The organism is Vibrio sp. B1FIG11, assembly GCF_905175335.1.
In the GTDB taxonomy this organism is placed as follows: Bacteria; Pseudomonadota; Gammaproteobacteria; order Enterobacterales; family Vibrionaceae; genus Vibrio; species Vibrio campbellii.
This window is the reverse complement of record NZ_HG992751.1, coordinates 2,154,668-2,174,705: the sequence shown is the minus strand read 5'-3', so window position 1 is coordinate 2,174,705 and position 20,038 is coordinate 2,154,668. Positions and strand designations below refer to the sequence as shown.

Annotated in this window: 19 protein-coding genes; 10 read left to right on the top strand and 9 right to left on the bottom strand. The window is 42.0% G+C overall.

Annotation, left to right across the window (positions count from 1 at the left end; all coding sequences use genetic code 11):
- The 4 genes from KHO06_RS10210 to KHO06_RS10195 all read left to right on the top strand — a co-directional run bounded on the left by KHO06_RS10210 (position 1) and on the right by KHO06_RS10195 (position 4,225).
- Complete coding sequence (locus tag KHO06_RS10210; RefSeq protein WP_212581500.1) at positions 1–708, top strand: OmpA family protein; 708 nt, start codon at positions 1–3, stop codon at positions 706–708.
- Positions 705–1,841: an HNH endonuclease signature motif containing protein gene (locus KHO06_RS10205; protein WP_212581499.1), complete on the top strand. Its 1,137-nt coding sequence runs from the start codon at positions 705–707 to the stop codon at positions 1,839–1,841. The genes KHO06_RS10210 and KHO06_RS10205 overlap by 4 nt, the downstream gene beginning before the upstream one ends.
- 104 nt (positions 1,842–1,945) lie before the next feature.
- Positions 1,946–2,191 carry a mechanosensitive ion channel family protein gene (locus KHO06_RS10200; RefSeq protein ID WP_348638092.1) on the top strand — a complete coding sequence of 82 codons (246 nt, stop codon included), beginning with the start codon at positions 1,946–1,948 and terminating at the stop codon, positions 2,189–2,191.
- Positions 2,192–2,731: 540 nt separating this feature from the next.
- Positions 2,732–4,225 carry a lytic polysaccharide monooxygenase gene (locus KHO06_RS10195; RefSeq protein WP_212581498.1) on the top strand — a complete coding sequence of 498 codons (1,494 nt, stop codon included), beginning with the start codon at positions 2,732–2,734 and terminating at the stop codon, positions 4,223–4,225.
- Between the two features lie 502 nt (positions 4,226–4,727).
- Here the strand turns inward: KHO06_RS10195 and KHO06_RS10190 are convergent.
- Together KHO06_RS10190 and KHO06_RS10185 are read right to left on the bottom strand one after the other, a co-directional pair.
- Positions 4,728–5,663, bottom strand: coding sequence for a universal stress protein (locus KHO06_RS10190; RefSeq protein WP_162092552.1), 936 nt, complete (start codon positions 5,661–5,663; stop codon positions 4,728–4,730).
- Between the two features lie 344 nt (positions 5,664–6,007).
- Positions 6,008–6,616, bottom strand: coding sequence for an HD domain-containing phosphohydrolase (locus KHO06_RS10185; RefSeq protein ID WP_038889822.1), 609 nt, complete (start codon positions 6,614–6,616; stop codon positions 6,008–6,010).
- Between the two features lie 373 nt (positions 6,617–6,989).
- Between KHO06_RS10185 and KHO06_RS10180 the strand changes: the two genes are divergently transcribed.
- The 4 genes from KHO06_RS10180 (at position 6,990) to KHO06_RS10165 (ending at position 12,101) form a co-directional block, all read left to right on the top strand.
- A complete protein-coding gene (locus KHO06_RS10180; protein WP_038889820.1) occupies positions 6,990–7,244 on the top strand; it encodes a hypothetical protein in 255 nt (84 codons plus the stop codon).
- A gap of 164 nt (positions 7,245–7,408) precedes the next feature.
- The gene (locus KHO06_RS10175; RefSeq protein WP_212581497.1) at positions 7,409–9,766 is read left to right on the top strand and encodes a hypothetical protein; all 2,358 of its coding nucleotides are present in this window, start codon (positions 7,409–7,411) and stop codon (positions 9,764–9,766) included.
- 113 nt (positions 9,767–9,879) lie between these two features.
- Positions 9,880–10,977 carry a hypothetical protein gene (locus KHO06_RS10170; RefSeq protein ID WP_212581496.1) on the top strand — a complete coding sequence of 366 codons (1,098 nt, stop codon included), beginning with the start codon at positions 9,880–9,882 and terminating at the stop codon, positions 10,975–10,977.
- Complete coding sequence (locus tag KHO06_RS10165) at positions 10,977–12,101, top strand: hypothetical protein (protein ID WP_212581495.1); 1,125 nt, start codon at positions 10,977–10,979, stop codon at positions 12,099–12,101. Before KHO06_RS10170 ends, KHO06_RS10165 begins: the two co-directional genes overlap by 1 nt.
- A gap of 253 nt (positions 12,102–12,354) precedes the next feature.
- Here the strand turns inward: KHO06_RS10165 and KHO06_RS10160 are convergent, their stop codons facing one another.
- Genes KHO06_RS10160 through KHO06_RS10135 form a run of 7 tightly spaced genes read right to left on the bottom strand, consistent with a single transcriptional unit; the run spans position 12,355 to position 18,743 of the window.
- The gene (locus KHO06_RS10160; RefSeq protein ID WP_038889818.1) at positions 12,355–13,146 is read right to left on the bottom strand and encodes an outer membrane beta-barrel protein; all 792 of its coding nucleotides are present in this window, start codon (positions 13,144–13,146) and stop codon (positions 12,355–12,357) included.
- Positions 13,146–13,577, bottom strand: a complete 432-nt coding sequence (locus KHO06_RS26515) for a hypothetical protein (protein ID WP_244858347.1) — start codon at positions 13,575–13,577, stop codon at positions 13,146–13,148. The genes KHO06_RS10160 and KHO06_RS26515 overlap by 1 nt, the downstream gene beginning before the upstream one ends.
- A gap of 10 nt (positions 13,578–13,587) precedes the next feature.
- On the bottom strand, positions 13,588–14,187 hold the full coding sequence (locus KHO06_RS26510; protein ID WP_244858346.1) for a hypothetical protein: 600 nt from the start codon (positions 14,185–14,187) through the stop codon (positions 13,588–13,590).
- Positions 14,184–14,888 carry a hypothetical protein gene (locus tag KHO06_RS10150; protein WP_320339634.1) on the bottom strand — a complete coding sequence of 235 codons (705 nt, stop codon included), beginning with the start codon at positions 14,886–14,888 and terminating at the stop codon, positions 14,184–14,186. Before KHO06_RS10150 ends, KHO06_RS26510 begins: the two co-directional genes overlap by 4 nt.
- Entirely contained in the window at positions 14,888–17,656 is a 2,769-nt protein-coding gene (locus KHO06_RS10145; protein WP_212581494.1) for a TcfC E-set like domain-containing protein, read from the bottom strand. Before KHO06_RS10145 ends, KHO06_RS10150 begins: the two co-directional genes overlap by 1 nt.
- Positions 17,653–18,171, bottom strand: a complete 519-nt coding sequence (locus tag KHO06_RS10140) for a hypothetical protein (protein ID WP_244858345.1) — start codon at positions 18,169–18,171, stop codon at positions 17,653–17,655. Before KHO06_RS10140 ends, KHO06_RS10145 begins: the two co-directional genes overlap by 4 nt.
- A gap of 17 nt (positions 18,172–18,188) precedes the next feature.
- On the bottom strand, positions 18,189–18,743 hold the full coding sequence (locus KHO06_RS10135; protein ID WP_212581493.1) for a hypothetical protein: 555 nt from the start codon (positions 18,741–18,743) through the stop codon (positions 18,189–18,191).
- 244 nt (positions 18,744–18,987) lie between these two features.
- Between KHO06_RS10135 and KHO06_RS10130 the strand changes: the two genes are divergently transcribed.
- Together KHO06_RS10130 and KHO06_RS10125 are read left to right on the top strand one after the other, a co-directional pair.
- Positions 18,988–19,599: a winged helix-turn-helix domain-containing protein gene (locus tag KHO06_RS10130; RefSeq protein WP_038889833.1), complete on the top strand. Its 612-nt coding sequence runs from the start codon at positions 18,988–18,990 to the stop codon at positions 19,597–19,599.
- Entirely contained in the window at positions 19,592–20,038 is a 447-nt protein-coding gene (locus tag KHO06_RS10125; RefSeq protein ID WP_038889812.1) for a hypothetical protein, read from the top strand. Before KHO06_RS10130 ends, KHO06_RS10125 begins: the two co-directional genes overlap by 8 nt.

Below are 20,038 nucleotides of genomic sequence, written 5' to 3'. Positions count from 1 at the left end.
ATGGAAAAGCTATTCGGAAAAAACAAATCTACCGGTGATGGTGGTGAACATTGGATGTCAGTATCAGATCTAATGGCGGGTTTGATGATGGTGTTCTTGTTCATTTCTGTTGCACTTATGCGTGATGCTATGGTTGAGCGTGACAAAATAAAAGAAGTCGCAGAAACTTATCAGAAAACCCAGCAGGCCATCTATATTGCGTTGCTAGAAGAGTTTGCTAAAGATCTTGATACGTGGGGGGCTGAAATTGAGCGAGATACGTTGAGTGTCAACTTTACTTCACCTGAAGTACTGTTCGGAAATGGTAAGGCGAATTTAACTCAGCAATTTCAGGTAATTTTGAATGATTTCTTTCCTCGTTACCTTGAAGTATTAGAGCAGTACAAGCCGATTATTCAAGAGATTAAAATTGAAGGGCATACCTCTAGCCGTTGGAATCACGATTCTAGCGATTACGAGGCTTACTTCAATAACATGCGTTTATCACAGTCACGGACGCGTGCAGTACTTGGCTATGTAATGAAACTTGATGATGTTCGTGCACAACATTATGGCTGGGTAAAAAATAACGTTGCGGCAGTAGGTTATTCTTCATCTAAAGCAGTTATTAAAGATGGTGTAGAAGACGAAAAACGCTCTCGTCGAGTGTCTTTTCGTGTAATCACTAACGCTGAAGAGCAGATATTGAAGATCTTGGGGGCGGAATGAAACTAACGCTTAATCTTCATTCCCTTATGCGTGCGATTGAAATTATGGAGCCAGAAAAAAAAGGCGTATTTTCCTGGGTCCATCAAATAACAGAAAAAAGCAAAATTGATATAGAGCTTGCTCAAGGCAAAGACGTAGAGCTCAAAGATGTCGATATTGATTCTGGTTTACTTAGCTACAAAGGAAGACAAGTTCTCCTTTATATAAAAGACCATGGTAGTGCTGTTCAATCAGTTATTAAAAACCCATCAACTGGCAATAAATATCATGTGACTGATTGTTCTAAGTTGAAATCTATGCGTGCGGAAGGGCGATTCGAAAGATATGTAGTTATCAATGATACATCCGGTGAGTTTCCTATATCTGGTAGCGGGTATTATGGTCAAAGTAAGGAAGAGGGCTATGCAAGATTAAACATCTGCAAATTATGCTTAGGGCAATTGAATTATAAGGGCTATAGCAGTGGCGGTCATCGTTCGAAGATATTCGATGAATTTGATATGCCAGAGTTCTTTGCTACCTATAGCTCTTTCTTCCCTCACATGCCGTCTCGACGAGCTGAGACTGCTGAGAGTGGCTACAGTGATGATTGGTCGAAAATATCCTCCCACTATAGAGTAGAAAAAAACTTTGAGTGTGAACAATGTAAAGTGAATATGCGTTCTAACCGATCACTTCTGCATGTTCATCATGTTAATGGTGTTAAATCAGATAACAGGCCGTCAAACCTTCGTGCACTGTGTATCGATTGTCACAGCAAACAACCCATGCATGAGCATATGGGTCTCAGCCACAGAGAGCGTCAGACAATAAATGATCTGCGTAAACAACAAGGTTTACTTGATGACCTCGGTGAGTGGCAAGAGTTGTTTGATTACTCAGATCCAGGTGTACATGGCGTATTGCATGCTTGTCGACAAGCGTATCTGAAACTCCCCGATATTAACTATTTTGTTGAAGACAGTTTCAGAGGGGGAGGCGCACGGCTTGAACTTGCGTGGCCAAAGCACAAATTTGGTGTCGCAATATCAATGAACGATATTGAATATGCAAACAGTAATGGTTGGCAGGTCGTGAGTATTAATGACTTTTTGGAAAATTACAAATCACAAGCTTATAACTTAAGGCACTAAATAAATGTAGGTTAAGCTAGAAGAAATAATTGAGAGAATCATTCCAGTCGACCATGCTTGGAAGCCCTCAGAGAAGAATTTGGCAATGAGTTCGCTGCAACTCAATCTCTCAGACACACAAAATCATCATTACAAGCAGCATTGCTCATGAGGCCTATCTTTTAAAAGCGACAGATGTCCATGTTAGCCAGCACGGTGACAGCCACGTTGGCATGTTAGTGTGGGCATGGGTAGATTCTGAAAATTATTGGCCGGCTTACTTTGGCCTTTATGAACGAGTGAAAGATGCCTTTGATTCAGAAGACATCACGATTCCATTCCCGCAAAGAGATGTACATATCCAGCAATAATGAAAGGAGCTTCTGCTCCTTTTTTGTACATTAATAAAACTCGCCACAAGTGAAAGACAGATTAATTTCAGATCTGATGCATTTTTTCCTCGATTGATGAAACATAGGGGTGGTGAAAGTTTTTGTTTTAAATATTTTACTTAATTATATTAGCTTGGCGTTAATTAGGTTTTTTAATCATAAAGATTTAAAAATGGATTGGAATATAAATCACAATTAATGGTCAATTTTAGCTAGGATAATAAGAATGCTATTTTGGTGTATTTACTCTACATATATGTCATTTTTTGAACGTGATTTGCTTGTAAGTGGTTGTTTTTAATGTGTGTTATCTGGTGGTAAGGATTTTGCAATAAGAATCCGAAATATTTAAAATTGTGATGTTTATTCCTATCAATAACCATGGATCTTTTATTGATAAAAGTTAAGTATATTATTTTTTACTGTTTTCTGATTAAAACTATAAACACGCAATAAGTGATGGCGGATATAAAAATCCGTTGGATCTTATTTGTACAATAAACGGAAGAGAGTGAAAAAGTGAAAGCAAATAAAAACATTCTTAAAGCAGCAGTGGGCATGGCGATGTTATCTGGCCTACCAACAGCAGCAAATGCTCACGGTTGGACAGAGTTTCCGAGTGCTCGCCAAAATACATGTTATGAACAAGGCGGAATTTGGTCGGGCAATCCACCAAATGCGGCTTGTGCTCAGGCAAAGGAGATCTCGGGTACCTATCCGTTTGTTCAGCGCAACGAGTACGCGAAGAACATTACCGACTACAACAACATGGAAGCGGTAAAAGCTGCAATTCCTGACGGCACACTATGTTACGCAAACGACCCGCAGAAGAAGGGTATGGGTGCGCCACATACAGCTTGGACTCGTACAGAGCTTAACACGGGTACTTTTGAGTTCGTGTTCAATGCCACTGCACCACACAACCCATCATTCTGGGAATTTTACCTAACCAAACCAGGCGCAGATCTGAGCAAGTCGCTTGCTTGGGGTGATCTAGAGCTTATTCAGACAGAAGGTAATGTGCCAGTTGAAGATGGTAAGTATCGCATGAACGTTACCATTCCTTCTGACCGCTCAGGCGACGCAATTCTATATGTTCGCTGGCAACGCGATGATGCGGCGGGTGAAGGCTTCTACAACTGTTCTGATATCACTATTGTGGGCGGTGAAACCCCTCCACCTGAGCCAACACCACAGCCTGATCTTGTGAAGGGTGATCTGTACATCCCTGCCGGCTTTGTTGGCCCAGACCTTGGTGACACGGTTAAATACGACATCATCAATAAGTACGGTGATATTGCACGCAGCTTTGATATTGAAGTGAATTCATCCAACATCAATGACTGGCAGCGTCTACTGGCATCAGAGATCAATGGTTGGCATGAAGAATTCAAAGATGGTGCCGTATTCATTGGTGATTGGCATGAAGAAATGTCTCATTACATGTACTTCCAAAACGATCCTTCACGTAACTTCTTCAACTCAAAAGATAGCCGTGCATCGGGTGTTATTTCAGTTATTGATGGTGACGACGGTACGGTTGAGCCTCTAACTGGTGAACTTTACGAGCTGGTTAAGAGTGATAAGGTCGTAAACGCAGGTGACAAAGTTGTGATTGCAATTAGCGAAGCGGCGAATCTGACTCAAACTCAAGGCACGGCGGTGAGTATTCAAAACAATGGTACCGCGTCTATCGTGGTAGATACGACAGCCATTACTCAGAATGAAACACTTTCGTTTGTTGCTAACGCAGTAAACAGTGAACGTAAAGAGACATACACATTTGAAGTGATTGCAGATGAAGGTACGGTTGATCCAGACCCAACACCAGACCCAGATCCAACACCGGATCCAAGTGGTGATGAATGGGATGCCGCAAAAACGTATCTAGGTGGTGAAGTGGTGTCTTACGCTGACGGAAAATGGAAAGCTCAGTGGTGGATCCAAGGTGGTGATGATCCACAAACGACTTACCAAAAAGACCAATGGGGTGTTTGGCGTCCAGCTAGCTAATCTCATTCACTAAAGCCAAATGGAGTTGGCCTAGGCAAGCATCAAAGCCATCGTTCTAGTTAATAGTGCGATGGCTTTTTCATATGCTCAAGGCATAAGTTAAAGTCGGTTAATCACCCTCTGTTGCTCAATGGGCAATTAGAAAAAAGTGGTCTGTTAAGATGCTTATTCTGAATGTATTTCGTGAGTTAGTATCTCCCTGAGCGTTAACTAACACCTCCTATAGTTGAACCTCACCTTATAATGACAATAATGCGAAATTTTTGATTGAGCCCCATGGATGTGAGGGCTCTTTTTTTTTACGTCTTTGCTAGGCAAAGATTTTAAAACTCATCGTTACACTGCCTCTTTTTCACTAAATGGAGGCGGTATCATCTGGCTTGTTAACAGCGCTGCATGTCGCTGTTAACTTTCACCATTCTATATCGTGGATAGTACATTTCTGCATCAGTGTTTGTATGCAAGCCCGTTTCGAGTGATGAGAAACGGGCTTTTTTCGTTGTTATTCAACGGGAGAGATAAAGCCTTTTGGTTTGAGTGCAACAAGAGAACAGTCAATGGATTGGAGTACGTTTTCTGCGGTGTTTCCTATCACTAACCCTTGTATGCCACCACGAGCAATAGTGCCCATCACTAATACATCTACCTCCTCATCCTTCACCCATCTTGGTATTTCTTCGTCCGCAGAACCGTGCAAATGGTGGATCACGGAATCACCTTCTATTCCAGATGCTTCGATAACCGTATTTAGAGCCTCAAGGTGGGCAGTTCGATGGGTGTTGATTTGTTGGTCGAGGACATCATCTTCGATTTGAATCCATATATGGTGCCTCAGATAGCTTTCCATCTGGTAGTCCCAGCAAGAGACAATATGTAATTGTCTTTCGAAGGAGTTGGCGATATAGCTGGCGACCTGAAGCAAGCGAGTCGTGAGTTCTTTCTCTTCTTCGTTGTCGATGATTGGGTCAATGGCGACACCAATGCGTTTTGTTGTGGTTGATTCCTTCGGCTTTCGATTTAACCAGACTGGGCAAGGGCACTTTCGCAGCAATGTCATGTCGAGTGCTTTAAAACCTTTGCTTTCCTCATGTATTGGCTCAGCGTCTTTAATCACGAGATCGTAGTGGTGTAGCGAGATTTCGTGAATGATTGAGAGCCCGGGCTTATCGCCGCTAATGACATTGATAGGGAAGGGCTCAACTGTGGAAGATGATAGGTCTTTTAATTGTGTTGTTTTGATATCTGAAAACAGGTTATCAACCAACGAGTTCTCATAGCTTTGTTGATACTCGCTCATTGTTAAGGGCATTGCTGGGCATACGATTAAACCTGACAAGCGAGCATCATTTTCTTTGGCGAGTCTCATCGCTTGCTCTAGAGAGTCGCTCTTGCCCGCCAGTCCCTGGCTAACGAATAAGATGTTTTTGAACTGTTTCATAATCACCTCCTTTCTATTAAGTGTTGTCTCTAGAAGGGGATATTTCCATGAAAAAATCATGGTTAATTGCGTTAGGACAAGCCTTCTAAAGTTTATAAGTAAAATTATGTCGCTATGGAGAAGGGCTATTTCTAAACATTGATTCGGCCTCAATCAATTAGAGCATATTTAGAATGCTATAAAGAATGATTGCTAATGTATGAGAGAAAGGTAGGTGAGTTCTCATGACGTTGTCACTGATGCAGTGAATTGTTTTTAGAGACACTTATGCCTTTTCAGAGAAAGGAAACGCCCAATCGAGCTTTGGGCGTTTTTTATGCCGATAATTAACAGCCGAGGGAGAATTAATAGGTTGTTTCTATATAGGCTACAAACTTGTCGACAAGTGCAGGATTAAACTGACCGCTGTCTCTCTCGTCGACCAGTATCTTTAGTGCGTGGTCTCTATTCATTCCTCGGCGGTATGAGCGGTTAGATACCATTGCATCCCAAGCATCAACAATGGCTAATACCTGAGCTCCCCAAGGGATCTCATCGCCCTTCAAACGAAATGGATAACCATTTCCATCCCAACGCTCGTGATGTAAGCCTCCTAGCATAGAAGCCGGCTCTAACTCAGGGTAGTCTTTCGTCATATTGTATGACTCTTTGACATGTTCATTCATCACTTGGCGTTCAATTGGTAACAATTGGTCTGGTTTATGAAGGACATGCAGCGGTGTTTTTAGCTTTCCTAGATCATGGACAAGAGCAGCATCAAAAATCAGTTCTAGCTCTTGCTTTGAAAAACCTAGGTACTCGCCAAAGTAGTAAGCATAGATAGAGACGTTCATGACATGCATAAAAGTCTCTCTCGAATATTCAGCCATTTCTTGCAGTAGAAAGAGCGCTTTATCAGAGTTTGAGTGGTTACGCGCGATGCTGTAAACGTGGTCGATATTAACGATGTTCATTCTGTTACTCTTGCTCGTGTTTTGAAATTCGAGGCAAGTATGCGTAAGAAGAAATCGCAAGTTAAATAAATGGACTTGAATGTTTATTAATCAATTTGTTTATTGTGGAAATGTGAGTTATCACCTAACTGATGGGGCGTGTTACTTTTTATAAAAACAACCACATAGAGGTAATTTTACCTAAATAACTCTAATTGATGTTTCTTCTGTCGGAGACGTATTGATGAGTTTGAGCAACAGTGTACGCGAAAGAAAGCTCTACCTCTCCTTAATGGCAGTCAACAGTCGGTTTTCACAATCATTTATTGGTATAACCGTTTTGGAAAGACCAAACTTGTTGCTGTTTTTTAGTAAGTCCATAGGTACAACCTAAATGATGAAAGGCATTTCGAAGACGGCACTTTGGCGAAATACAATCGTAGAGTTTGCAAAAGAGCTTGGATACGATCACTTCACAATAGGATTAAAACGCGACAGTATCACCATCCACCTCAAGCCAAGAACTAGTAAGCTAAAAATCACCATTGAGTTAGCAGTGAAGTCTTTACACTATGATATTAAGAACACTCAGGACTGCATGGATTTTTGTTTGTTACTGCGGGCTATTGAAGATATTAAGGCCTTTTAGAAGTTTTTTGGAATTAATGTCACAATTAAATGTGATTAAAATAGCCATTAATGTGATTAAAAACAATGGGTTAGTTTTTAATGACTAATCATGGGTGTTTAGTGGTGGAGTCACCACTTAAATAAGAAAATTGCGTAACTTTGTTCTAACTATCTAGATTAAAAATGACGCAATTACTCCGTTTTCAGCTTAGAGGGTACCGTCCTCCAAAGCTCATATTTGGTGCCTTTGTTCTTTGTTTACTTGCCGGGTGTAAAGGCAGTAGTGATAAAGATGAAGGCTCTGTACTGCCTCCCCCTGAGCCTCAAACTGCGATTTATTCGGAAGACATTTCAGAGAATGCTTTGTCTGGTTCTACGAGTGAAATAGCGTTGGGGCCACATGTATCTACCAGTGACAATAGCAGCTTCCGCATCGTTTCTGTTGCTTCGCTTTCTGGTGAGCAGTGCCAAATTACTGGTATTACAGATGACGTTTTTGATGTCGTCTCTGATGATACGCAAGACTGTATTTTTCGATATCAGGTAGCTCCGGCAAACGGCGACTCGACGTCTTACTCATACGCTCGAGTTGCTGTCGCTTCTACTTACTCATCTTCCACATTGCCACGCATAACTGCGTCTACGACAGAAGGTACAGACATTACTATCGATCTTGAAGTTGAGTTAGGTTCTTCGGTACCTGATTCTTCTTTTGAGCTTCAAGAGGATATGGTCGTAATTGGAAGTGGTACTGCGGAATATATCAACTCTAAGCAGATCCGGTTTAGTCCTTCTGGTAAAGGCCAAACAGAAATTCATTACAGCTACCAAAGTGCCGAAGCATTAAAGGTGGGGACAATTTCAGTATCGGTATCTCAGTTAAGTGCAAATACGGCACCTAGAGCAGATAGTTTTGCTCATGACAAACTGCTAGCGCTTGGGGAATCGGTGGTGATAGATGTTGGCGGCTATGTGGGTGACGTTGATGGTGATGATGTTCAACTCATTGCCATTGAGGATTTTAACTCTACGACCACTTTATTTGATGCCACAGATACGATGAATACCAAGTTCACTTTTTCATCGACGACGCCAGGACCACATGATGTCGCTTATACAGTGAGTGATCATAGAGGTGGTTATACGACGTCAGTTGCTCGAATTGAAGTCGAACCGGACTTTTCTTTGATTCAAGATTGGGAGGATATTGTTACTCACGATCCTGTTATCGGTTCCGATATTCGATTGCTTGCGCCAATGAGTAAAGTCTACGCAGATTATGTGAATGCTTCTTATACCTCAACTCATATCGAATCTGGTGAAAAGGGGCCTAAAGGGTCAGAAGTGGTTATGCAAACGCTCAAACAAGCACGCGCTTACTGCAAAACTCGAGGTGGCCGCTTACCTCTACAGCGCGAGCTAGACTCTCTTATTACCAATGAAATCAGTGCTTTTACCACTCATAACTGGCCAACGGAGGTGAACTATTGGACGGCGGAAAAGGTAAGTGAACTCAATGCCGCAACGGCGAGCCTTTTTGATGGGACTACTGGACAACAGCCAGGCACTGATGTTGGATACACGACGTGTGTCGATATGAGTAATCCGAGTGTGAAAGATTTTTCTGTCTCTCCTAGCTTGATCTCTGCTTCGGGCAACGAATACTCATATCAATTGCTCGTTAATCACCCCGATGGAGGCACCGGTGCCTTCCAAGATATTGAACTAGAGGCTTTAGAAGAAAATGGTGTCTTTAGTTCAGGCGAAACGCATCAAGAGCTCGTTGCGGATTCGACGGGCAAGCAGTCTGTCTCATATTTCGATACCGCGTTTAACTCATCTGTTATTTCATCCTTAGTGAGTTCGACAAATGAGCTTTATCCTTTCGTTCCGGATGAAGACGCCTCATCACTTGAAACACAAGATGGATCAAAATGGAATCATGTTGATACGAGGTTTGGTCATACGCCTCCTCCGATCGGCGCTAATGGTATTCCGGTTTTGTACAACTATAGCGCTGAGAAAGGAATGGGGAGCAGTTCGGTATACAAAGATCACTTTATTGGTTCGGATTTTGTGATGGCATTGCATATTCGGAATAAAGGAACATTAAGTTATGGCGCGATTTCCTTCTTTATAGAACAGCAAGGAAACATGCCCGATTCAACTTGGTACAACCCAGCTAATGACCCCGAGCGAGATCAACCAGGAGCTCCTCAAACCGAGGATACTTTCAACATTGTTACTCAATATGCAAAGCAAGAATTCAACTTCTATTCGGGTTTCGATAATTTTGTAGGTAATACGCCTGCTGAAGTTAGATATGTAGATCGTTATCTGTGGTTTCAGAAGAAAGGTGACATGCTGTATCACTATTCGTCGCCAACACCTGAAAGACCGAGCGAACCAGAATTTGTCGGCACATTCGATTGGGGAGCCATTGACCCAACTCAGCCATATTGGGTAGGAGCTGGGGGCGCAACAAACTATGAAGAAGTGGAAGCATACATTGTTAATGCAAACTTCTCGTCATACCTGTAAAGATGGGTACAAGCATGTATAAATATCTAACTCTATTCATATCATCTCTTTTTCTGTTCGGATGCAATAGCGGTTCTGATCCGGTTTCCACACCGCCTGAAACTCCAACTGAAGTGTTAATTAATGCCGAATCATTACAAGACAAAGCGCTTTTAGGAACGGAAGGTATTATCAATGTTCAAGCGGCAACATCATCTGAGGTTGAGCTCGAACTAACTTCTGTGACTCCAATGTCTGACGCCTCTAACTGTAAAATTGATACCATAGACGGAATGGCTTTTTCGTTGAGTGCAGAACAGGTTGGTGAGTGCCAGTTTAAATACACCGTTGGTCCACGTGATACAGAGGCGTTTGTAGGGAAGGCAAGTGCTATAGCTAGGGTATCAGTGTCTGAAACAGCCAGCGATAATACTCTTCCTAACCTCTCGGAAACTACGGATCGACTTACTGAAATAACGATAGACTTAAATACAGCGCTTTCTGGAGATCTAGATACATCGTCTTACGTCGTTTCAGGTGATATTAGTGTTTTGGGTACTGGCTCAGCTACGGCAGAGCCAAGTACCAATAAGATTACTTTTACACCAAGCGAAATCGGTGTCGACAGGGTTCTGTACTCAATGAGTGATGGCTCTACCACTAAGCTAGGTACGATAGATATCGCAGTATCAGATACTGTGAACACGCCGCCTGTGGCTGAAAACAAGGTTCTAGAAGGTAAGCTAGCAAAGGATATGTTAGCCACAATTGATCTTACTGACTATGTATCTGACGCCGAAGACGTGGTGCTGTTGGATTCAGTTCGCGCCTATAATGCCGAAGCAAATATTACTTCCCAAACGGAACATACTTTTACTTTTAAGTCTTCTCAGCCTGGGCCACACGAGATCGCTTATACAATTACCGACGGGCGAGGTGGGTATGATGTAGGGCAAGTTTACATTGAGGTCGAACCTGACTTCGATCTTGTCCAAGACTGGGAAGATATCACTATTGCAGACCCTACCATCGGTGCTGATATTACGTTTACCGCACCAGTTAGTCAGGTTCTCGCGGATTACACTAATACATCATACTCTGAAGCAGTTATGCAAGATGGCGTTACTGGACCTCAAGGTTCAAAGGTAGTGACAATGTCACTCGAACAAGCGCAGTCATATTGTGCTACTCGAAATGGTAGGTTGCTATCCAAAGGGAATGGAGCGCGTTGATGGCAGAACATGGCAATCTTTTTGAGTCAAAAAATTGGCCAGCAAATACGCCGTACTGGAGTGCAGATATGACATCCGAGACATCGGGAGTTGGAATTATGGCCATTGATGGCCTTTCTGCCGAATTGACTAAAGCTACCTCTGCTGCATTTGTTACTTGCGTTTTGTTAGATAGCGAGAAAGTCGCTGATTTTAAAAGCTTCATTAACTATACGACCCGAGAATTTAGCAATATCAGCGACGTATATATTGAAATTCTGGACCCTGATGGTGCTGTTGCACCATATCAGGATATAACAGTGCTATCGGAAAATAGTAAAGGTGTTTTCAGCAACTACGAAGATCAGCAAATATTAACAGTTCAAGCTGATGGTACTGTTAATACAACATACACAGATTTATCCTTTAATGATGAGGTTCTCAGTGTTGCAAGTAGTGCACTAGCTGTTGATTCAATCGTTTATAGAGCTGAAGATGCAATGGATGCTTCAGAGTTACCAGTACATGATGCTAGCAAGTGGAATCGTGTCGCGGCGGAGCCAGGAAGTTTGAAACCGATTGATGGTATTGGAATTCCGTCTCTTTACTACGGAGACAGCGGGTCAGTAAGATCAATTTCTGTGTTCAATGACCGTTCGTTTACGGGCACAAACTTTATTGGCTACGTTAAGATTGAAAACCATGGTGAAAAAGATGCTATATCGGGAAAGCTGTCGTTTCTAGTTCAACAGGAATCAATTACCCCTCAATCAAGTTGGGGTGATGTGTCTTATCAGCCGGGCTCTCCCCACACCACAAGGGCTTTTGAGATTGTCACAAACTATTGGAATAGCAGGACTGAAGTGTTTGCGGGATACGGCAACTCAATGGGGATAGAAAATATGGATGTGAAGACCCACGAAAGGCATATTTGGTTTGAAAATAATAATGGACAGTTTCTTGTATACTCTTCGGAAAGCAGCCAGAAACCAGCTGAGCCAGCACTTGAGTTTCCAATGAACTGGGCTGGCATAGATCCTAGTAAACCTTATTGGGTTCAGGTAAGTAGCCGAATTGCGAGGGATAGTAACTCAATCGATGTCCTAGCCTATGTGACTGATGCGAGATTCGCTTCGTATAACTGAGCGAAAAGGTTGGTGAAAAGCCAACCTATTTTATCGTACTTACTTACAGGTTCATTGAGCCACAAAGACACTAACTTGTTTTAAATACGCTAAATTAAAAGGTTTTGGCGTACTACCCAGCGAATCAGCTGAGTTTGAGGTGTTTTGGAGAAACTACCTATTCTTTAATGCAAAGTTTTCATCATATGATTAGTAAAAAAGGTTAGCTTAGACGCTAACCTTTTTAATCTTTTGGAGTCGTTTTACTAGTTGTCTAAGGACAAATAGAACCCGCACTTGGAACCAATACTTCTTGATTCGGGTAGATAAGGTTTAGATCCTTAATCTCTCTAAAGTCGTTGTTTATCGCTTTTAACTCACTAAACGATAAGTTGTGCTGATAGGCAATCTTAATTAACCAGTCACCTTTCTTCACTATGTATGTGTTGGTTGTGCAGCGTGTTTTAGTCGCCGTTTTCTCTGGGGTTGACGTAGGTACTTTGGTCGAGGCGATAACACTAATATCATCATAGCTTGGCTCTTGTTCAACATCAGTTTCAGGACGTGCGAAGTGGTATTGAAGCCCTAAACCTAACATTTGCAAATTGTATTCGGATTTAGATGCCCACAGAAACTTATAGCCAAACTTGATTGACCATGAAGGGCTGTATTCATATTGAATGCCTAGCTGACCTATTGGAGAGATGTCTCCACCCTCTACTTGTGCCCCTAAGCCACCGTACAGATTGTAATACTGTGATAATGAAAGGGCTCCAAGAAGCGATATATCTGAGCCGTAGCGGGTCTCTTCCTCAATTGTATTTCGGTAATCTCCAGGAATCACCATATCCAAATTGCCGTAGTAACCGGTAGATGCTTCAATGGCCCAGTTTGGGTGGAACTCGTAACCAACATTGATTTGACCACCCATTGATGAGTCAGAGAGATCTGAATCCATTTTCCCCGTATGATTTACGCCAGCACCTACGTACCAATTAGATTCTTGAGCCATAGAGAGATTAGGGTAGGTCAATGCTAAGCCGATCCATATTAAAGATGGTTTCATTAGTACAATTCCTCAAACATAACGGTGAAGCTGCCTGTGTAGGCTCCGGTTTCTACCTCAGTCGATGGGATATCTTGGTAGCTGACATTCAGGTCAAAGTTGATGATGTTACTTGGTGTGTCAATCGTATATGAGGTTTCATCGCTCTCTAACTGGCTAACACCATCTTTAATCCACTCCTGATCTTCACAATTGGATTGCAGGCAAGTAACAGAAAATGGAATTGTGGTTTCCCCAACGCTCGATTTAAGTTCAAAATCATGACTAAGCAGAGTGATATAAAGTCCGGTACTAAACTGGCCTAAAGCGGTAATGTTAAAGGTCGTATCAGCCGAGACCGTGTGATTGTCCGTGTCATAGACGGGCTCCATGATGCCGTCGCCAGAGACTTCGATACTCTCTAACGTATTTGGCACATAATTGACATTCACAGTAAACACCTCAGGAATCACGCGATAGGTTAGCGCCCCCCCCTAATGACTCATAATAATATTTGATATCTGCTTGGATTGTACCTGCATAAACGCCTTTCGGCTTACCATTAAAAGCTGCGAGCAAAGCGGCTGTATCCAAATTAAAAGTGGGTCGATAGAAGTAAAAAGGTGTGACTGATTCTGTATAGTCTAATGAGAAATCTGCGTTGCAAGTTTGCGTTGTACCATCTTCTAAATGAACGGTATTTCCGGACACCTGTGATATGGTGCAAGTAGGGCTTACCAATGCGTTATCGGTACGAGTATAAGAGTTGGATGAAACGTTGTATTGAAGCCCATTGACTGAAATAGGCGCTTCAACGTTTTGACCAGAAGCAGAGGACAATGTGATTTTGTCAGGTTTGTTTGATAAATAAGCCCCAGGAAGAAATCGTTTTGTTGGAGTAAGACCACCGGCGACTGTCCAATCACTCAATGTATAGGAAGATGCACCCAAAGAGAGTGCATTTTCAAATCGTAACTGTTGGCCTTCAATGTGAATATTCAGTGTTGACGAATAAGCCAATGGTGACGCGCAAATAAGAGAGTAACATAGAGCGCGCTTCATTCTTCATTCTCCCTCAATGTCAGCTTTTCACGGTAGCTTTCGTCGTGATTCACGATGGTTACGTCTAAGTCCGCTGGTTTTATGTTTTTTGGGAGTTCGTAAGTACGTTCACGACCTGCAAGAGACATTGCTGTAAGTTCACAATCTTCCGTTACCTTGTCGCTGCATTCATCGACATACGCGCGGATGAAACTGTTCCCTTTGTTGTTGATTAAGAGTTTTCCATTCTCAAGAGAGATGGTGTAATCGATGTTTTGCTTTTTGGCTGGAATGACGAAAAGGGGGCGATAACCAAAGTTGATGACAACAGCGGACTTTGATTTGCCTTCAGGATCGTATGGAGAAGGTTCAAAACTCACCAAGAAGTATTGATCTTGAGTGAAATCACATTTGCTACCACAAAGGGAGCGGACACCAACCTGTTTTTGGCGGCCTGCTTCCAGGATCATTTTGGGGTGAGTTAGGGTGACTCGCCAATCTTCGAAATTGTCCTCTGTATAGGGAGTACGGATCAGGTTGCCTTCTTTCACTTCGATTTGAGTAATATTCGATTGAATAAACTCCGTTGTTTCTTCTTCATTTGAGATGGTGAATACGCCATTTCCGTATTCATCACCGATAAGCAGCATAGTGTCGATGTTCATCGCGAATGCAGAGTTAGCTAATAGTGATGTCATCAAAATGGGAAATGTTCTCATCATCAATTTCCTTCTGGTCTGTTAAGTACAAAATCTTGCTCTCGTGGTGTTTCGGAGCGGGCATATCGCGCAACGTTTTCAATATCTTGTTGTTGCTGTTGAGTCAGCTGAAGCCCAGTTTCACCAGTTAGGTAAACGAAAGACTTACGTCCCAGCTGCGTGGTTAGGATCTCCATGCCTTGATCTGTCATGGCTTGGAGTTGCGGTTTGATCATTGCTAGGTCATCAAATTCACCAATGTACATAACATTGATTTCTCGATGATTTTTTACAAGAACGATGGACTCCATAGGAGATAGGTCAGGTTGACAATAGTTGGTGCCAAAGTTCAATTGCTTTGCATCATCCACAGAAGGTAAATAGCACTGTTGGCCGTCACTAGTCAGAGTGAAGCTCAGGCCTTCTTGTACATCTATTTTGTGAATACCAGAAGTGATGTTGGATATCTCTAAGCAGGCTGGCCCTGAACATTTCACTTCTTCGATATTGTTTCCGAAGATGTCTCTAAATTTACTGACAAAGCTGATGACGCGACTCACGTTAGAGTTCAGTTCCACAACGGTTCCCGGATGGGTGTAAGCGGTAACAGACTGCTGACCGCTGTTGTGTAATGCGACACTTTCTACATCGAGCTCAACGGTACTGGCTTGATATTCTCCCAAGGGAATGAGTGCTGACTCGTTGTTGATGTACTCCTTGCGGTTGAATTTATCGTCAGAACGTATAACCAATAGACCTTTTGTTTGTTCTTCGTCTTTATCAAAGCGTATATTGTCTTTGGTATCGACAGCCACAAACGCATCACTATGTTGGGTAGTGAAGTTCAGGCTATTTTTGCCAACTACTTGTGTGCTGCTTAGTGTGGCGTTAAAAGAGCGTTTGCCGTTATCTGCAATGTAGGCAAAGCCATCAGCTTGATAATGACGGTTGTGTTGTGAGCCATAGGTTGTCAGACTATTTAGCGTTGTATCAGGCGAGTTCTCTGAGTAGCTATTGCTTAGTGTCACCCGCAGGTCGGTATCATCGCGCTCAACAAGATCACGGCTTTCCAAACTGTTTGTGTATTGGCTAAAACCGTCTTCATCAAAAGTTACACCCGTATTACCACTTAAAATTGACGACAGTGGAACTGACCAATTTAATGCGATGGTCGCTTCACCTTGATCCCAATTTGAAACCAATTCTTCATTGCTGAAACTAAGGTTTAAATCCAAGCTGGAATTCAGTACAAAAGGCATGCTCAGGCCTGATGAGATAAACCAGTTTGTGAGCTCATTATCGTAAAAATCAGTTTGGTTCAAGTAGTTCACCGAACCATAGCCCCGGATATCGGCCCCTAATGCAAAGCTGCTCGAAATGCTCAATTGTTCTTTGCTTGTTGAGCCATACAAATATTCAGCGAATATATTTCGTTCGTCATTTGTCAGTTTTTCATAAGTAATGCCAATGCTATCGATGTTCCAGTATCCAGATACATAGAATGCTTCACTGTCTATACTCGAGAAAGACACTTCATATCGGCTATCGAAAGGGAGGTAGCCTTTGAATCCAATTTGATTCATCACGTAGTTATCGGTGATGGTTGAACCAATGGCAACGGTATGAGCGTCTGACCACTTATAAGCGACAAGCCCTTGAACATAGGCGGTATCGTCAAATGATTGAGCTAATTCTGTTGTGCTGTCGGGGTTAAGTTGTGTCGTTTCGTTACCTTGAAATTGGCCAGCAGACAGCAAGTAGTCAAACTCTCCGGTATTCAATGTGTCAGTATTTGCGTTGTAGATTCGAGCTGATTCAGATGAGACGACTTGGTTACCGGTTGAGATCTCTATAACGACATCATAAACACCATGTGGTAACTCTGAATAACGCAAGCTGCCTTGACCTTCACCAACGGAGCGCTGAACGATGATTTGATCATCTTTGTAGACTTTCAGGACACCGGGAGACGGTGCGTAGTAAAACAAAAATTGGTCATCTTTTTTATTGGTACGGCTAAGATTTTTGCTAGAAGACAAGCTCGCGTTTAGATCGTGATATTGTGTACCATTCAAAAGAAATGAGGTGCTATTTAATGCAAGTCGATCTTGGTGATAGCCCGAGGTCATTCTTACGGCTTTGTACTCGAGGTTATAGTAGCCGTAGTTCAACTCGGATGCGTCCTCCTGATTACTGACGTAAGAATCTATATGGATCGAACCATAGGGTAGACCCCATATCAGTTGGTCACTAAGTGATATGGTCGTGTTATCTGATAAATCGGAAGACGTATAAAGGCTTGCATCATTGATTATCCCCGCATTTTCGTTATAGGTAGCGGCGTAGTTTTTCTCGAGAGCTTTGGGTTTATTGTCCTCTAGCATCTCTTTATTTACATAAAGGTATAACTTGTTCGAGTGATAATCGTAAAAGGTGTCAAAGGTTTGTGGTGCAAGAGAGCAGAGGTTTAAATCCCCAACGCAATCAACACTGTTGGATTGACCATGCTGTAAGGTACTTACGATTTCGCGAGCGGCATCTTCGCTCAAACCTGATAAGACGAGATGTGTAATGAAGCCACGAGCATCTTTAGGATCTTCCAGTCTTACAGAGTCATAAGTTACAAGCATTGGAACGCTAAAAAACGTACCATCAATGCCTTTAATCTCTACGTCTCGTTTCTGTTGTTGGAAAAAATCTTGGAAGCCTTCAGGAACAGAAGATGCAGATGCAATCAGAGGGAGTGTAATGGTGCTTAACGCAGCAGTGGTAAATAACCTTGTTTTTTTCACAGAGACAACTCCGCTAGAACAGAAAATTCTCCTCGGCAGATATTTGCGCCATTTGGAATCTCACCAAATGTGAGCTTGACGTCATACTCACCACTTTTTAGTCCATCAGATGTCTTGTTAAAGTCGAGTAAAGCAGGCGTGAGCTCGGTCAGTGGCTGTTCAGCAATAAAAATTTGTGCAAAATCAGACGGCGTCACTAACGCCGTCTCGTCGATATCAAAGCACTGTGCAGTGTTACTTTTCATAAACAACTGGAACTTCATTGATACGTCGGAACTTGGAATATCGGTATCGACGGTCAAAAGCGTAAACGCATCATGAAACGTATTGGTTTCTGCGTTTGGTTTCAGCGTTATGTTGGCAGGAGAAAACGTGACTTTCGTGATCTGGTAAGAAAAGAAGTCACTTTTATCGATCTCACTCACTAGGCGAAAGGTGTAGGTTTCTGCCTTAGTTCCGAAGCTAAACATCGTTAGCAATAAGAAGGCGACTTTAATGAGTGTTGAAGCTTTCACGTTTCCCCCTAACTTAATTAAAGTGAACCGTCGTAACTTGCTGCCATCTGTACGATGACTTGTGCTTCACCTTCTACTGGCACATCGGTGATTTCCGTGCCGTTTGAAACTGTTAGCTGAACGTAACCACCAGTAACTTCGTTTAATGTGCCTTTTGTTAAGTCAGTACCCGACATTGCATCAGACAGAACGAGAGTTGCGTCTTTTGTAACCTGACCGCCAATCATTACTTGTGAGTTCATGTATGTCCAAGTGGCGGCTGGTTGGCGATCACCGATAACTTCGTCAGCAGGTGTCGGTAGGGTGACTGCTGGAGTGTAGTCACGAGCTTCTAGAACAACATCAGAAGAAGTAAAAGTACCATCACTGTTTACATATAAAGTACCCGGCTTTATGTCACCACCGGCTTCACCTGTAATAATTAAGTTTGAACTTGGAACTGAGCCCCCAATTACACCCGTCCAAATCGCATCTGCTGTTGCTTGTTCTACGGCTGTTGTTTCTGCATTTACTGCGCCTGAAGCCATAATTAATGCCGATGTGCCCAGTGTGAAAAATGCATTTACTTTCATATTGATTACCTATGTTTATTAATGAGTTCGTTTTTCCAGATAAATAGGAAACGAACGTTTTGGTGTGGAAAAGCAGGCATTTTGCGCAGAAGATCAAACTCTGTGAATTAAAAAGCTCTTAATAGTGATGTTATTAAGGTTAAAAACATTTAATTGCCATTTTTTGAAGTTTAACTGTTTGAATTTAGGCGCTTTATGTTTTTTTATGTAAATGTAAGTGGACTAACAAAAAATGGGGCAAAAAATGTACAAACGGCTTTCTATTGATACTGTAAGAAGAACGATAATTTTAATCGATAGTGAATCGGGCAAAGAAAATCAGCCACTAGAATTAAATCGAAGTGAATACAATTTGCTTTTAGTGTTCTGTGATTCGCATGGAGAGGTAATAGATAAACAAACCCTCATTGAAAGAGGATGGCCTGGAAGAGTTGTTGGTGATAATTCACTTGCTGTCGCAATAATGAAACTCAGAAAAAAACTCAACAGCTTGGAGCAAGGACTCGAGATTAATAACCTGCCAGGGGAAGGTTATGTATTTATTAATGCAAGGAAGTTAGAAATATTTCATTCAAATGTTACATCTGAACCTATAGAGTCAATCAAAAACAATGATAAAGGTGAGGAGATAGGTGTTGAAGAAAGCCAAACGAAAGTCGTTGTTTCTAATACTTTACCTATGGTAAACATCTCAGCCAGCAATGAAAAATCGTTAACCTCTAATGTAAAAGCGTTTGTAACCGCTCCAATGTTTTGGGAGCTATCGATTGGAATGGTGATCATTGCGCTGACTTTTTTCTTTATCTATAGAGAGGCATTTGAATGTTTTGAATGCTATGGGGGCTTCTATGGGTAAGGTAAGAAGAGTTTCACTAAGGATAGGAATTTCAACGATTTTTGTACTTTCGATTCCTTGGTACCTTTCACTAGGAACTTACTTTTCCAGTTACGTTCACTTTGAAGATAGCGGGCTCGAAGTATTAGTGACAGGAAAGTCCGGAATATATAAAGCCATTAATACATACCAAGGTAAAGTGTATAAGGTTGACAATGGAATCTATGCAACTATTGGTTCCTCTATGTATTTTATAAATTTTGGGCGCTCTTATTTAGAAGGGTTGGAACCTGAATTTGCTGAAAAAGTGATCGATATTGACATGGCTTTGTACTCTTCGGGAATGACACCCGTCAAACTATTGGAAAAAGATGGGAAATGGGTTGGTAAAATGCAAAAGGCAGATAAAGAAATCTACCTAGATGAAATAATATTTTCAGGGCAATTGCATTGGTGGTGA

What these genes read in the sequence shown, in the direction of transcription:
- KHO06_RS10190 (WP_162092552.1), bottom strand. Translation starts at nt 5,663, where the DNA reads ATGAAACAGTTCAAAAACATCTTATTCGTTAGCCAGGGACTGGCGGGC.
- KHO06_RS10125 (WP_038889812.1), top strand. Translation starts at nt 19,592, where the DNA reads ATGGGTAAGGTAAGAAGAGTTTCACTAAGGATAGGAATTTCAACGATT.
- KHO06_RS10165 (WP_212581495.1), top strand. Translation starts at nt 10,977, where the DNA reads ATGGCAGAACATGGCAATCTTTTTGAGTCAAAAAATTGGCCAGCAAAT.
- KHO06_RS10205 (WP_212581499.1), top strand. Translation starts at nt 705, where the DNA reads ATGAAACTAACGCTTAATCTTCATTCCCTTATGCGTGCGATTGAAATT.
- KHO06_RS10175 (WP_212581497.1), top strand. Translation starts at nt 7,409, where the DNA reads ATGACGCAATTACTCCGTTTTCAGCTTAGAGGGTACCGTCCTCCAAAG.
- KHO06_RS26510 (WP_244858346.1), bottom strand. Translation starts at nt 14,187, where the DNA reads ATGAAGCGCGCTCTATGTTACTCTCTTATTTGCGCGTCACCATTGGCT.
- KHO06_RS10130 (WP_038889833.1), top strand. Translation starts at nt 18,988, where the DNA reads ATGTACAAACGGCTTTCTATTGATACTGTAAGAAGAACGATAATTTTA.
- KHO06_RS10185 (WP_038889822.1), bottom strand. Translation starts at nt 6,616, where the DNA reads ATGAACATCGTTAATATCGACCACGTTTACAGCATCGCGCGTAACCAC.
- KHO06_RS10210 (WP_212581500.1), top strand. Translation starts at nt 1, where the DNA reads ATGGAAAAGCTATTCGGAAAAAACAAATCTACCGGTGATGGTGGTGAA.
- KHO06_RS10180 (WP_038889820.1), top strand. Translation starts at nt 6,990, where the DNA reads ATGATGAAAGGCATTTCGAAGACGGCACTTTGGCGAAATACAATCGTA.
- KHO06_RS10135 (WP_212581493.1), bottom strand. Translation starts at nt 18,743, where the DNA reads ATGAAAGTAAATGCATTTTTCACACTGGGCACATCGGCATTAATTATG.
- KHO06_RS10160 (WP_038889818.1), bottom strand. Translation starts at nt 13,146, where the DNA reads ATGAAACCATCTTTAATATGGATCGGCTTAGCATTGACCTACCCTAAT.
- KHO06_RS10150 (WP_320339634.1), bottom strand. Translation starts at nt 14,888, where the DNA reads ATGATGAGAACATTTCCCATTTTGATGACATCACTATTAGCTAACTCT.